At 49.5% G+C, this 14,010-nt stretch carries 10 protein-coding genes; 7 read left to right on the plus strand and 3 right to left on the minus strand.

Going from position 1 to position 14,010, the window contains the following annotated elements; all coding sequences use genetic code 11:
- Nucleotides 1-210 precede the first annotated feature (210 nt).
- Nucleotides 211-960 carry a hypothetical protein gene (locus tag Q0101_RS00785; protein WP_297941482.1) on the minus strand — a complete coding sequence of 250 codons (750 nt, stop codon included), beginning with the start codon at nucleotides 958-960 and terminating at the stop codon, nucleotides 211-213.
- 306 nt (nucleotides 961-1,266) lie between these two features.
- Between Q0101_RS00785 and Q0101_RS00790 the strand changes: the two genes are divergently transcribed.
- The gene (locus Q0101_RS00790; protein WP_297941483.1) at nucleotides 1,267-1,785 is read left to right on the plus strand and encodes a hypothetical protein; all 519 of its coding nucleotides are present in this window, start codon (nucleotides 1,267-1,269) and stop codon (nucleotides 1,783-1,785) included.
- Nucleotides 1,786-2,654: 869 nt separating this feature from the next.
- Here Q0101_RS00790 and Q0101_RS00795 read toward each other — a convergent pair.
- Nucleotides 2,655-3,584, minus strand: coding sequence for a ribose-phosphate pyrophosphokinase (locus tag Q0101_RS00795; RefSeq protein ID WP_005873085.1), 930 nt, complete (start codon nucleotides 3,582-3,584; stop codon nucleotides 2,655-2,657).
- Nucleotides 3,585-4,379: 795 nt separating this feature from the next.
- Nucleotides 4,380-6,680 carry a DNA polymerase III subunit gamma/tau gene (locus Q0101_RS00800; RefSeq protein WP_297941484.1) on the minus strand — a complete coding sequence of 767 codons (2,301 nt, stop codon included), beginning with the start codon at nucleotides 6,678-6,680 and terminating at the stop codon, nucleotides 4,380-4,382.
- Between the two features lie 92 nt (nucleotides 6,681-6,772).
- Here Q0101_RS00800 and Q0101_RS00805 point away from each other — a divergent pair, with 92 nt between their 5' ends.
- The 6 genes from Q0101_RS00805 to hemE all read left to right on the plus strand — a co-directional run bounded on the left by Q0101_RS00805 (nucleotide 6,773) and on the right by hemE (nucleotide 13,592).
- Nucleotides 6,773-7,321 (plus strand): YajG family lipoprotein, encoded by a 549-nt coding sequence (locus tag Q0101_RS00805; RefSeq protein WP_297941485.1) that lies wholly within the window; start codon nucleotides 6,773-6,775, stop codon nucleotides 7,319-7,321.
- Nucleotides 7,322-7,939, plus strand: coding sequence for a ComF family protein (locus Q0101_RS00810; protein WP_297941486.1), 618 nt, complete (start codon nucleotides 7,322-7,324; stop codon nucleotides 7,937-7,939). It abuts the gene before it with no gap.
- 50 nt (nucleotides 7,940-7,989) lie between these two features.
- The gene (gyrA, locus tag Q0101_RS00815) at nucleotides 7,990-10,722 is read left to right on the plus strand and encodes a DNA gyrase subunit A (protein WP_297941490.1); all 2,733 of its coding nucleotides are present in this window, start codon (nucleotides 7,990-7,992) and stop codon (nucleotides 10,720-10,722) included.
- On the plus strand, nucleotides 10,715-11,746 hold the full coding sequence (locus Q0101_RS00820; protein WP_297941487.1) for an aspartate-semialdehyde dehydrogenase: 1,032 nt from the start codon (nucleotides 10,715-10,717) through the stop codon (nucleotides 11,744-11,746). Before gyrA ends, Q0101_RS00820 begins: the two co-directional genes overlap by 8 nt.
- A 305-nt stretch (nucleotides 11,747-12,051) precedes the next feature.
- Complete coding sequence (locus Q0101_RS00825) at nucleotides 12,052-12,543, plus strand: YqhA family protein (RefSeq protein WP_297941488.1); 492 nt, start codon at nucleotides 12,052-12,054, stop codon at nucleotides 12,541-12,543.
- Between the two features lie 2 nt (nucleotides 12,544-12,545).
- A complete protein-coding gene (gene hemE / locus Q0101_RS00830; protein WP_297941489.1) occupies nucleotides 12,546-13,592 on the plus strand; it encodes a uroporphyrinogen decarboxylase in 1,047 nt (348 codons plus the stop codon).
- Nucleotides 13,593-14,010: the final 418 nt, after the last annotated feature.

The raw sequence follows: 14,010 nt of genomic DNA on the forward strand, positions 1-14,010 counted from the left end.
GCAAATCTCGCGCCGTGCATTCCAGGGCTTTGAAATTTACGCCGTAAAATTTTGCCCTGTAAATTTATATCATAGAATTTTGCGCCTCGGAATTTTGCTTGGTAGAATTTGTATCGCGGAATTCTGCCGCGTGGAATTCTGTCTTAAAATTTTGCGTCGTAAAATTCTGCTACCGGGTCTATACCTGAGCCTTTAAATTTTAAGCCAAAATTAGCCGCCGTCGATGTCGAAATCAAGATGCTCTTTGAAATAGGCGCGCAGCCTGCGGCGGTCGTTGCGGCCGGGCGTGATCGCAAACCACAGCACGCGGTCGTTTAGATCCTTACCGCGGATCAGTACGGTGTCGCGCAGCAAGATATCGTGAAAGTCGCCGTTTAGTTTCCAAGATGAGAGCGCCTTGGCAAAGAAAAAGATCACGATGCCCGCCGCCAGCATCTCATATGCCATAGTTAGCTGCTTGCTCATGGCGATACCCACTAGCCATAGCACGATTATCAATCCGATCCCAAATTTAAAGAGTTGCTCGTTTTTTACGTAGCGGGAGTGCTTAAGCGCCGTGTAGCTCGTGCAGGTGCGTAAAAAGCCGGGCGTAAGCTTAATGTAGTCGATATTAGAGAGCAGGATCTCTCTATTATGCGCGCCCGAGACGAAGGTGATCGCATAGTCGTTAAATTTATACAGCCCATCGCCGTCACTTCCTTTATACCAAGCTATACCGGCGATTATAAGTCCCAATAGCCCATTGCTGTAACGCCCTCCTCCACGGCTTTCTGCGAAAAGGAGCTTATCTAAATCAAGCCCGGTTAAAACGCCGTAAAAAAATATAAAAGCCATCATCGTAACGGAGAATATCACGATGAAAGAATTGTCGTTTTTGACGCTAAATCCGCCTGCACTCGTGGTTCGTGCGCCGCGGCTGCGAAGGGCGGCTTTGTAGTCTTTGGTAGTAAAAGTAGGCATCAGCTTCCTTTATTTCAGGCTTTCAAAACAGCTTGCGCGCGCTTTTAAAGCCCGTTTAAAACGGCGTAATTTTATAAAATTTCAGATCAAATTCGGATTAAATTTTAAATTTGAAGAGGCTTTGAAATTTAAGCGGGTTTCAAATTTAAAGGATTTGAAATTTAGCCGTCTAACTGCGCTTAAATTTTTTGCGCTTTCGCTCAAATTTATAAAAAATTCGACGCGAAGCGGTACCGAAAGATCGTAAATTTAGCCCGAGCTAAACCCCATTTTTGTATAATCGCACAAAATTTTAAAGGAGAAAAAATGAAAAAAATTTTTGCTTTGCTTCTTGCGGCGCTATTCTTTGCCGGTTGCGGGCAGTCTCAGCCGAAAGTGCCGATCGCAAGCGCGTATAAATTCAAGGGCATTACCTACTACCACATCCAAAACCATAATCCGAAAAAATTTGTCTATCAATCGCCGGAAGCAGTCGAGAAAAAGTACAATGAGCAGCTTTTAGCGGCGCTAAAAGAGGCGAACCTGCTGGATCAAAACTCTATCGACGAGCTTAAAATTACAATAAAGCACCACAGGGGCTTTACGGGCGAAGCTACTCCGTTTCCTAGCGATAGAATCGGTGGCATAGAGTTTATTTATGAGGTTAAACTAGTAAGAAACGGCCAAATTTTAAGAAGCTACGTGCAAAATGACATCGAGCATTACGATCCGGGATTTTTCGGCAATATGAAAACCATAGCGTTGCAAAATACGGATGATAGCTATGAAAATACCGCAATTACGGCTCTTGTCAAGCATTTGATGGAGATTATAAAGAAATTTTAGCGGCCAGCTTGGGCGCAACGCACGTGCCCGATGCCGCATTTGACTAAATTATAAATGATTTTGACGCCTTGCTGGCTTTTAAATCGCGGGATTTTAAAAAATCGCTGCGAGCTTGAGTGGTAAAATTTAAAGAAGCGAATTGCTTGAGGGCTACCGATATATCGATAGCCCGTCGCCAATGAAGCGGCGAACACTTGGGAAAACGGCATTTAAGTCCTTACAATACTCTAAAATATAAAGAATTTCGGCGCTAAAATTAAACGCGATCGGCGGGTGCATTCTTGCCGGCGCGTGCTGCGGATTTCGCGGCGAAATTTAAAACGTAGTTTTGCACGATTTAGAGGATGCGAGTTTTGCAGAAGCTCGGCCACACAAGACAGATGGCGAATGCGCGGCAAATTATCATAAATTTAAAGCGTAGCGGCGCTACGCGGTCTCATCAAATATGCAGAAAATTTTACGGCAAATTTAAAACGCAGTCTAGCGGAGTTAATATGGCGGATTAAAATGCGACTTGCAGCGGTTGGTGCGGTAAATTTGCTCTGCGATTGCAGTTAAATTTTTCCGCCGCGCGGAGTAAATACATTATATATTGAATAGCAAATAAAAGTATGAAATAGAGTTAAATTTTCCGCCGCGCGGAGTAAATACCGCGCAGAGTTAAATTTGCCGCATAGAAGCTAAATTTTGCGCCGCAGTTAAATCGACAATAGTTAAATCGCAGCGAGCTAAAACGCTATAAATTTAGAGCTCGCGGGCGTAAGCGCTTGACTTGCGGTTGAGCCGAGATCTTTTATTATAAGATGCCTATTGTTCGCATTCCTGCAGCTGTATAAAACAAACGACGCCGCATTTTAAATTTTAAAATTTTATTTGAATAAGCTATTTACGCTCTCGTCGTGATATACGCGCCTGATGACCTCGCCGAAGAGCGGAGCGACGCTGATTACCTTGATGCGGTCGCTTTCCTGCTTTAGCGGGATCGTGTCGGTCACGACTAGGCCGTCCAGCGCGCCGCTTTCGATGCGCTCATATGCCGGGCCGCTTAGCACGGCGTGCGTGCAAAACGCACTGACGCTCTTCGCGCCCTGTTCCTTAAACGCGCCCGCAGCCTTGACGATGGTTCCCGCGGTATCGATCATATCGTCGATTAGGATCACGTCCTTGCCCGCGACGTCGCCGATGATGTTCATCACCTCGCTTTTGTTCGCCTCCTCGCGGCGCTTATCGACGATCACCAGATCGAGCGAGAGCTTTTTAGCGAAGCTTCTGGCGCGCGCGACGCCGCCAACGTCGGGGCTAGCGATGATCGGATTTTTTAAATTTTTCTCTTTTAGGTAGTCCAAAAATATCAGCGAGCCGTAGAGGTTATCGACCGGCACGTCGAAAAAGCCCTGTATCTGCCCCGCGTGCAGATCCATCGTGACGACGCGGTCGATCCCCGCCGTCTGCATCATATTTGCCACGAGCTTCGCGCTGATCGGCACGCGCGGGGCTGCTTTGCGGTCTTGGCGAGCGTAGCCGAAGTAGGGCACGACCGCCGTGATCGAGTTCGCGCTGGAGCGCTTCAGCGCGTCGGTTAGGATCAGAAGCTCCATCAGATTGGAGTTTGCGGGCGCGCAGGTCGGTTGGATGACGAAGACGTCCTTGCCGCGCACGCTCTCGCCGATCTGGACGCTGATTTCGCCGTCGCTGAAGGTTTTGATCGCGCACTCGCTAAGCGGCAGCGAGAGATATTTGGAGATTTTTTTGGCAAATTCGGGATTTGCGGTGCCGGAGAAAATTTTATATCCGCGCATTTTGATGACCTTTGGATTGAAATTTACTCGAATTCTACACCAAAAGCGCTAAATTTTAGCTAATTCGCCCGCCGCGCTCGCGTAAAATTCATAAGCGAGCATCGCGGATCGCCGCACGTTTGCGAGATAAATTCTTTAAAATTTCAGGGCGGCTAGGCTTGTCGCGGTCTTATTCTGGCGAAATTTGGCTTTGGATTGTAGCCGATACGCGCGCGGGTCATCGTAGCCCGCGTTTTGTGCCAGTAGCTGCGCGGATGCGGCTAAAACCGTATTGAAAGGTTTTATGAAAGTCTGAGGGAACGCATCAAACAGAGATGTGGCTAAAACCGTATCGCAGAGGGCGGGGCGCCGATTAGCACGGAATTTTATATTTGCGATACAGACAGGCAAAATTTTATCTTTGGAATCATAGTGAGCGCGCGTTTAAATTTAGATTTGAGCTTGCACAGGACAGACTGCGCGAATACTTTGCGGCGCGCTAAATTTAGGCTGCCGCGGCGCATAAATTTTATATTTCTTGGGCGGTTAAATTTAAAATGTGCTTTGCTTTGGTGAAAATTTAAAACTCGCTTTGACGATCAAATTTAAAAAATCGCTCTTTAGAGCTTGATTGTGCGCCGCGAAATTTTAAAATTTATCGTGCGAGCTCCATTCGCCGCGTAAATTTAGATACTGCCTTTGCCGCTTCAATTTTAAAATCGTGCAGGTTTGCTTCGTAGCGTAAATTTCGGAATCGTTTTTTGAGCGCTCAAATTTTAAAAATCGCGCGGAGATAAATTTAATCCGAAGAAAGCGTTATTCCGTGATTTTGGTGGGCTCGCCGAATAGCCTATTCATTTCGGAGATTAAAATTTCCTTGCCGTCCTGCGCGCCGTTTGCGAGCTCGGCGAGGCCTGCCTTGGCGGCGCGCACGCTCTTGCTCGTATCGCGGGGCTTTGCGGCGTAGTTTTGCGGATCGGTGGATCTTAGCAGATCATCTTTCTCCCCGCCGTCATCTCCTGAAGAAATTTCGGAATTTTGCAGCTTAGAATTTGAAGCGGAATTTTGCGAATTGGAATTCGTCGCGGAATTTCGCTGCGCAGAATTTTGCGTAGTAGAATTTTTCGAATTTTGCTGCTCGGAATTTCTTCCCGCATCCGTTTGCAATTTTGCGGCTTGCGCCTCATTTGCGGCGGAATTTATTTGCGGTGCACAGCTCTGCTCGCTCTCTTGCACGCCGGTTAAATTCCTATGATCTTGCTCGCCCGTTTGCGTAGATTCGGGATTTTCTTGCACGCTGCTAGAGATTGAGCTTTCAGTAAAATTTTGTGCCGCGGAATTTACAGGGCTTTGCGAGGTCAAATTTGCAGGGCGCGCAGTATCGGCGCTGGATTCGGAAGTCGCGCCTTGCGTATAATTCTTGCTTTGTGTAGCGGTTGTGCCACCTGCGGAATTCCGATCGCGCTCGCTTTGGGCGGGATCATCGCCGTTTTGCGGCGCACCCTGCTCGATTTTGATTTTCGCGCTCTCGCCGAAGAGTGATTTTAACACGCTATTGATCGCTCGTGAGCCCTTGCGCAGGTACTCTCTGTCCTGCCCCTGCGCGCGCGAGAGCAGATACAGCGTGCCGCGTTCAAATTTTAAAAATTCCACGCATTTGCTAAATTTCTCGCCCAGATCGTAATCGCGGTCGTAAATTTTGGCTAAAAAATTCTCGTAAATTTCATTTTGAGCGCCCGTTTTGACGGACGAGTTAGAATTTTGCGCCTGCGCCGCCGCACCGCCTGCGTTTGGTTTTATTTCGTCGCTCGCGTCAGAGCTTTGTTTTGCGGCAGCGCTTGCGACAGAGTTTTGCGCCGAGCTTGCAGGACGTTTTGCGCTTGTCGTAAAGCTAGGCACGCCGCTTGTCGCGCCATTCGCCTCGCTCGGTGCAAAAGTAGCGCCGCCCGGCTCGCTATTTGGCGCAAAATTCGCGCTTTGGTTGGAATTCGACCTAAAATTCGGCGCAGAGCTTTGCGCGTTTAAATTAGGCGCCGAAGCAGAAGCATAGCCCTCGCCTTGATCCAGGGATCTTCCGACCTCTATGAGCTCGTCGATCTCGCGCAGATTTACCGCCTCCATCATCATAAAAATCATCATAGAAATTGCGTAGGTGTTGTCCGGGCTGATGGCGAGCATGCTCTTAGCGCCCGCTAAAATGCGGAAAAACCGCTCATACATCAGCAGGCTAAATTTCGCGTCGCGGCGCAGGAATTTATCCTTTAAATTTGCGATCATCTCGTCGATTATCGTCTCGGCGTTGTAGTTTTCGACCTCTTTGATGATCTCGATCGCGCCCGCGCGGTCCTGGCGCAGCACGACGTCTAAAATTTCGCCGATTTTAGCGGGATCGAGCAAGCCTAACATATCGGCGATCGCGCGCTGCGTGATGCCTTCGCGGCTAAAGATAATCGCCTGATCGAGGAGCGTGAGCGTGTCTCGTAGCGAGCCTGAGCCGCTACGCGCTAAAATTTCAAGCGCGCCCTCTTCGTAAGCGATATTTTCGGTTTTTAAAATTTGCTCTAGATGCGCTACGACGGCGCTTTTGGCGATCGGCTTAAAGCGAAAGTGCTGCGTGCGCGATAGCACGGTGACGGGAAGCTTGAGCGGATCGGTGGTCGCAAGGATAAATTTTACGTAGCTAGGCGGCTCCTCAAGCGTCTTTAAAAGCGCGTTGGAGGCCTCTTTGGTGAGCATATGCACCTCGTCGATGATGAAAATTTTAAAGCGCGCGCTTGCGGGATGATACTTCGTCTGCTCGATGAGCTCGCGAATATCGTCGATCTTGCGGTGGCTGGCGGCGTCCATCTCGATGATGTCGATGTGGCGCCCCTCGTTTGCCATTACGCAGTTATCGCAGAGCTCGCACGGCTTGCCGGTGGGGCCTTTGTCGCATAAAAGCGCTTTGGCAAAAATCCTAGCCGTCGAGGTTTTGCCGCTGCCGCGAAGTCCGCTGAAAAGATATGCGTGGCTCAGCCTGCCCGAATCCAGCGCGTGCGCGAGGCTTTTGGCGACGGCGTCTTGACCGATGAGCTGATCGAAGCTTTTGGGTCTGTATTTTAAAGCGAGTGCTTGCAAAATTTCTCCTTTGATCTCGCAATGATACAAAAAAATCTATAAATTTTAAATTTAGTGCTACAATGCGCCCGAATTTCAGAAAAAGGATAAAAATGAAAAAATTTTTAATCGGCGTATTTGCGCTATTTTTTGTCGCTTGCTCGCAAACCAGCAGCGTCATCAGCTTAAATCCGTATCTTTCTAAGGCCGATCAGACCGTAAGCGGCAAGTCGGTAAATATCAACGCGATCAACGATCAGCGCGAAAATCAGATGGTAATCGCCGTCATCAACGATAATAACGGCAAGCTGGTCGATGAGGTACTTTTAAAAAACAATCTCTCGGCGTGGTTCGACAAAGCTTTACGCGCGGAGCTTGAGGCTCGCGGCGTAAAGATCGATCCGGCAAGCCCGAATATCGTAACCGTAAACATTAGAAGCATCTCGGCGGCGATCAACGGCTACTCGAAGGAAAATATGAGCGCAAGAGGCGAGGTCGCGATCTCTATCGTGCAGGGCAACAAAACTACGACCAAGCGCGTTTCGCAGGATCAGAGCCAATTTACGGCGCTTCGCACGGCTAGATCGCTTAATCCTTTCGTGCAAAGCTTGCTTGGCGACATCGTCAAAAAATCTGCCGATCAAATCATCTCTACGCTTTAGATGCGCTGCGTAAATTGCGGCGCGTTTAGCCTGCGCACGATCTGCGCCGCCTGCGCCGCAAATTTAGCCGAATGCCGTCTAAGTATGCGGCAGGTGGAGGGCTTTAGCGTATTTTACTACTACGGCTACTCCGAAATTCGAGAGCTTATACTTTCTAAACATCACGAATACGGCGCTGCAGTGCTTGCGCGCATAGCCTCTTTAAGCCTAGCGAAATTCCCGCTTCATCTGCAGCGCGAAATTTCTGCAAATCCGCAAAATTACGAAACGTTTAAAACGGACGGGATTTTTAAATTTAACGCCGTGCCGCTGGATGATGACGCTCGCAGCGGCTATTCGCACACGGCGATCCTAGCTCGCGCGCTAAAAAGCGAACTGATTGAGCCAAAATTTCACTGCCTGCGCGCGCAAAACCGCGTCAAATACACGGGGCAGAGTTTGGAATTTCGCCTAAAACACAAGCGAAATTTTAAAATTTTAACCCCGCCGAAATTCCCCGTGATCCTAGTAGACGACATCATCACCTCGGGTCTTAGCATGCTGCAAGCACGCGAGAGCTTGATCGATGGCGGCTTTATGCCCGTGTGCGGCTTGGTTTTAGCTAATGCAAAAGAATAATTCGCTATAATCGCGCTTTAAAATTTAAAAGGATATTTATGCAATCAAATATGTTTGAAAATCAGGAGATCATCGATATCGACGTCGAAGAATCGATCAAGACGAGCTATCTTGATTACTCGATGAGCGTTATCATCGGTCGTGCGCTGCCGGACGCCAGAGACGGCCTAAAGCCGGTGCATAGGCGAATTTTATACGCGATGAACGATCTTGGCGTGGGCTCTCGCCAGCCATACAAAAAATCCGCCCGTATCGTAGGCGACGTCATCGGTAAATACCATCCGCACGGCGATACCGCCGTTTATGATGCGCTCGTGCGAATGGCGCAGAGCTTTTCGATGAGAATCCCTTCCGTCGACGGTCAAGGTAACTTCGGATCGATCGACGGCGACGGCGCGGCGGCGATGAGGTATACCGAAGCGCGTATGACGCCGCTAGCCGAAGAGCTGCTAAAAGACCTGGATAAAGAGACGGTCGATTTCGTGCCGAACTACGACGAGAGCCTGAACGAGCCCGACGTCCTGCCTGCGCGCGTGCCGAATTTACTGCTTAACGGCTCGAGCGGAATCGCCGTAGGAATGGCGACGAATATCCCACCGCACAGCCTAGATGAGCTCGTGGGCGGTCTTTTGATACTGCTTGAGAATAAAAACGCAAGCCTAGAGGAGATCATGGGCGAGATCAAGGGCCCTGATTTTCCGACCGGCGGCATCATCTACGGCAAAAAGGGGATTATCGAGGCGTATAAAACGGGCAGAGGGCGCGTTAAAATTCGCGCTAAAACCCATATCGAAAAAAAGGCTAGTAAAGACGTCATCGTAATTGACGAGCTGCCGTATCAGACCAATAAAGCGCGCCTGATCGAGCAGATCGCAGATCTCGTAAAAGAAAAGCAGATCGAAGGCATCTCCGAAGTGCGCGACGAGAGCGATCGCGACGGAATTCGCGTAGTAATCGAGCTTAAGCGCGACGCGATGAGTGAGATCGTGCTGAATAATCTATTTAAGCAAACCACGATGGAGGCGACTTTCGGCGTGATAATGCTCGCAATCGACGGCAAGGAGCCGAAGATTTTTACGCTGATAGAGCTTTTGAAACTGTTTTTGAACCACAGAAAAACCGTCATCATCCGCCGCACGATTTTTGAGCTTCAAAAAGCGCGCGCTAGAGCGCACATCCTGGAGGGCTTAAAGATCGCGCTAGATAACATCGACGAAGTGATCGACGTGATTAGAAATTCCGCCGACACCAACGTAGCGCGCGAAAATTTAATGAGCAGATTCGGCCTCAGCGAGGCGCAATCGGGTGCGATCTTGGATATGAGGCTAAGCCGCCTCACCGGACTTGAGCGCGAAAAGATCGAGGAGGAGCTAAAAGAAATTTTAGCCGAGATAAAGCGGCTTGATGCGATCTTAAAGAGCGAGGAGCTGATTGAGGGGATCATCAAAGATGAGCTTTTGGAGATCAAGGATAAATTCAGATGCCCGCGCATCACCGAAATCGTCGATGACTACGAAGATATCGACATCGAAGATTTAATCGCGAATGAAAATATGGTCGTTACGATCACTCACCGCGGCTACATTAAGCGCGTGCCTAGTAAGACTTACGAGAAGCAAAAGCGCGGCGGCAAGGGGCGCGTGGCGGTCACGACGTACGACGATGACTTCATCGAGAGCTTTTTTACGTCCAACACCCACGACACGCTTATGTTTATCACCGACCGCGGGCAGCTTTACTGGCTTAAGGTCTATAAAATCCCAGAGGGCTCGCGCACCGCAAAGGGCAAGGCGGTAGTAAATTTAATCCAGCTCGGCGCGGACGAAAAAATCATGGCGATCATCCCTACGACCGATTTTGATCCGAGCAAGTCGCTCGTATTTTTCACTCGCAACGGCATCGTGAAACGCACGAATTTAAGCGAGTTTAAAAACATCCGCTCGCTCGGTATCCGCGCTATCAGCCTGGATGAGGACGATACTCTGGTGACTGCGCTCATCGCTCCAAACAGCGCCGAGGAGATGCAAAACTACAAAGGAGGCACCTTAAGCGGCGACGATCTGGACGGCGGCGAGGCTGAGGAAGTTTTAGAGCAGACCGAGCAGGATATTTTAGAGGGAAGCGAAAATGAAATTTTAGATGAAATTTCTCAAGACGAGGGCACGCAAGAGGGCGAGCCGCAAAGCGCTAACGAAAATATGCTCTTCATCGCTACGAAAAAGGGAATGTGCCTTAAATTTAATCTAAATAAAATTCGCCAGATGGGGCGCATCGCTCGCGGCGTAAAGGGGATTAAATTTAAAGAAAAAGGCGACGAGGTCATCGGCGCCGCGTTCATTTTAAGCGACATGCAAGAAATTTTAAGCGTGAGCCAAAAGGGTATCGGCAAGCGCACGACTGCGAGCGAGTATCGCCTCACAAACCGCGGCGGCAAGGGCGTCATCTGCATGAAGCTCACCAACCGCACGGGCGAGCTCATCGGTGTCGTGATGGTCGATGAGGAGATGGATCTTATGGCGCTTACTACGAGCGGCAAGATGATCCGCGTGGATATGCAAAGCATCCGCAAAGCGGGCCGCAACACCAGCGGCGTCATCGTCGTAAATGTCGAGGGCGACGACGTAGTGAGCATTGCGACCTGCCCGAAGGCAGAGGAGGGCGACGAGGGCGAAGCGGACGAGCTTGCGCAGGATGAAAATTTATTAAATTCAAATTTAGATAGTAAAGATTCGCAGAGCGAGGGCCCTAGCGATGAAATTTTAAAAGGAGGAGAGGATGAGTAGTTACAATATCGCCATCGTAGGCGCTACCGGCGCCGTAGGCGAGGAGATTTTGCGCGTCTTAGACGAGATGAACTTCCCCGTGAAGGACATACTGCCGCTTGCAAGCGCAAAGAGCGCGGGCGAGAAGGTGGAATTCCGCGGCAAGGAATACGTCGTGAGGGAGCTTACCGACAGCACCTTCGACGAAAACGAGATCGACATCGCATTTTTTAGCGCGGGCGGCTCCATTTCGGCGCATTATGTGCCTTTTGCTGCGGCAAGCGGCGCAGTGGTGATCGACAACACTAGCCACTTTCGCATGCAAGAAAATGTCCCGCTCGTAGTGCCCGAGTGTAATCCTCAGGATATAAAGCTATGGGAAGAGACAGGCATCATTGCTAATCCGAACTGCTCTACCATCCAGATGGTTCAAATTCTTAAGCCGCTTGATGACGCGTTTGATATCGAGCGCGTGGATGTAAGCACCTACCAAGCGACGAGTGGCGCAGGTAAAGAGGGTATGAGCGAGCTTGTAGGGCAGTTGCAGCAGTTTTTCGCTTTTAAGCTTGATGAGTGCGAGCCGAAGGTTTTCCCGCATCAGATCGCGATGAATGTCATCCCACACATCGACGTCTTTTTGGATAATGACTACACCAAAGAAGAGATGAAGATGGTGAACGAAACGCAAAAAATTTTGCATAAAAACTTCGCCGTTTCGGCTACCTGCGTGCGCGTGCCGGTACTTCGCAGCCACAGCGAGGCGATCACGATAAAATTTAAAAAGGATTTCGAGATTAGCCGCGTGCGTGAAATTTTAAGAAACGCGCCTAGCATCGTGCTTGTAGACGATCCGAGCAAAAACGAATATCCGATGCCGCTGCTTTCGAGCGACACGAACGAAACCTACGTCGGCAGGCTCCGCAGGGACAATTTCGACGATAAAATTCTGCATCTTTGGTGCAGCGCCGATCAGATCCGCGTCGGAGCGGCTACGAACGCCGTGCGCATCGCGCTTCGCTGGATCGATATGCAGCAAGACAAGTAGGATAAATTTAGCAAGGCTGCCGAGCCTTTGTGCGCGGATACAGTCGCGCGCATGATTTCGGCGCCGAAGACTGGCGAATAAAATTTGCAAATTGGTCTAATTAAAATTTAAGACCGCGAGCTGAAATTTTGCGCCTTTAACCTGGCGCAAAATTTTAAAGACTCAAACGGACGCGATTAAATGGGGTAAATTTACGCGATTGCAAACGAGCGTAAATTTAAACGAACACTTCGGCATAGAGCGGCTTTTAAATTTATACATTCGTTTGCGGAGCAGCTAATCCCGAATTAAAATTTAAGGAAGAAATGAAAGCTATATTTGAAAAATTTTTGCTTTGTAGCAAGTCTCTAACGCTTCTGCCTGTTATTTTTTGTGTTGCGGCTAGTGCGACGATATTTGTGATGGCAAGCTACGAAATCGGCTCGGCGCTTTATAAAATCGTGGATTGTTTTCTAGCGCCGCAGAGCGAGCGAGCGCTTTATATTGGCATTTTAAGCGAAATAATAACGGCGATCGATCTGTATCTGGTCGCCATCGTGTTGCTAATCTTCGTATTTGGAATTTATGAGCTGTTTATTGACGAGTTTGTGGATCTAAATTTGCAAGTTTTAAAGATCGCCTCGCTGGATGAGCTAAAGCATAAACTCGGCAGCGTCATCATAATGGTGCTCGTAGTGGATTTTTTCAAGCGAATTTTGCACACCGATTTTACTACCCCTTTGGATATGCTTTTGCTCGCAGGGGCTATCTTCGCGGTTTGTTTGGCTTTGTATATTTTGAGTAAATTTAAAGGATAAAAATGGTTTTCATCGACGCATGCTTCGGCAAAGAGACCCCATACACGCCTATTTGGATGATGCGCCAGGCGGGGCGCTACCTGCCGCAATACATGGCGGTGCGCGAGAGGGCGGGCGATTTTTTGAGCCTGTGTCGCGACTATCGCGCCGCTAGCGAGGTGACGATCCAACCCGTGGAGATTTTGGGCGTCGATGCGGCGATACTTTTTAGCGATATCTTGGTCGTGCCGATGCAGATGGGGATGGATCTGCGCTTCGAAGCGGGCGAGGGGCCGCGCTTTAGCGATCCGATCCGCTCTCAGGGCGATCTAGCGCGCCTTGATCCGCAAAAGGCCGCGGCAGAGCTCGGATACGTTTATGATACGATCTCGCTTACTCGCTCGCGCCTTGCCGCGGATAAAGCGCTCATCGGCTTTTGCGGCGCGCCGTGGACGATCGCTACTTATATGATCGAGGGCGGCAGCAGCAAAAATTACGCCGTTTGCAAAAGGATGCTCTACGAAAATCCGCAGCTTTTGCATGAAATTTTGCGCCTCGTTACGGAGGCGACGAAGCTTTATCTGGCGCGCCAAATCGACTCGGGCGTCAATGCGGTGCAGATTTTTGATAGCTGGGCGGGCGCGCTGGAGCCGAGCGCATACGAGGAGTTTGGCTGGCGATACATCCTAGAAATCACGGAATTTTTAAAGGCGAAATTCCCGCATATCCCGCTCATCGTCTTTGCCAAAGGCACGGGCGCGCAGATGTCGCGGCTGAGTGGTATCGCGGAGCAGCGAGGTGAAGCGAGCTTTGACGTATGGGGCGTGGATTGGAGCACTCCTATGGGGCTTGCGCGCGAGCAGCTCGGGGGCAAATTTGCGCTTCAAGGCAACCTGGAGCCGATGCGGCTATACGACCGCGGCGCGATAGAATCGGGCGTGCGCGAGATTTTAACGGCGATGAAGGGTGCCGCGCATATCTTTAATCTAGGGCATGGAATTTTGCCCGACGTAAGCGTGCAAAACGCCAAATATCTGGTGGATCTGGTGCACGAGCTAAGCGCGCGCTAAAACCTGATTTTGCGATAGCCTGCTTGCGGCGCGCCACTGTGAAATTTCATAGAGCTGTAATTTAAAATTTCATTCGCTTGTGTCGCTTGCTTTGCTTTAGTGCAATTTTTCCGCTGTCTATAAATTTTAAATTTTGCACCGTTTTCACGCTGCCAAAACAGCTGCGGAATGCAAAGCTTTAAATTTTAAAATTCTGCGCCGTTTTGGCGAGGCAGTATCGCTAAATTTTAAAATTTAGCCGCAGTTTGAAATTTTATGCCGAGCGAGGATCTGAAATTCTACGCGCTGTGTCCACGGCGGCGTAAAATACCGCAAGCTTGCGAGCTAAATTTAGCCTGCGCCTTAAATTTATAGCTCGCGCACCCTAAATTTAAGGATAAATTCAAAGCTCTAAGCTTAAAATTTCGCCGTAGCGGGG

Origin of the sequence: uncultured Campylobacter sp., assembly GCF_937921625.1 — a bacterium.
In the GTDB taxonomy this organism is placed as follows: Bacteria; Campylobacterota; Campylobacteria; order Campylobacterales; family Campylobacteraceae; genus Campylobacter_B.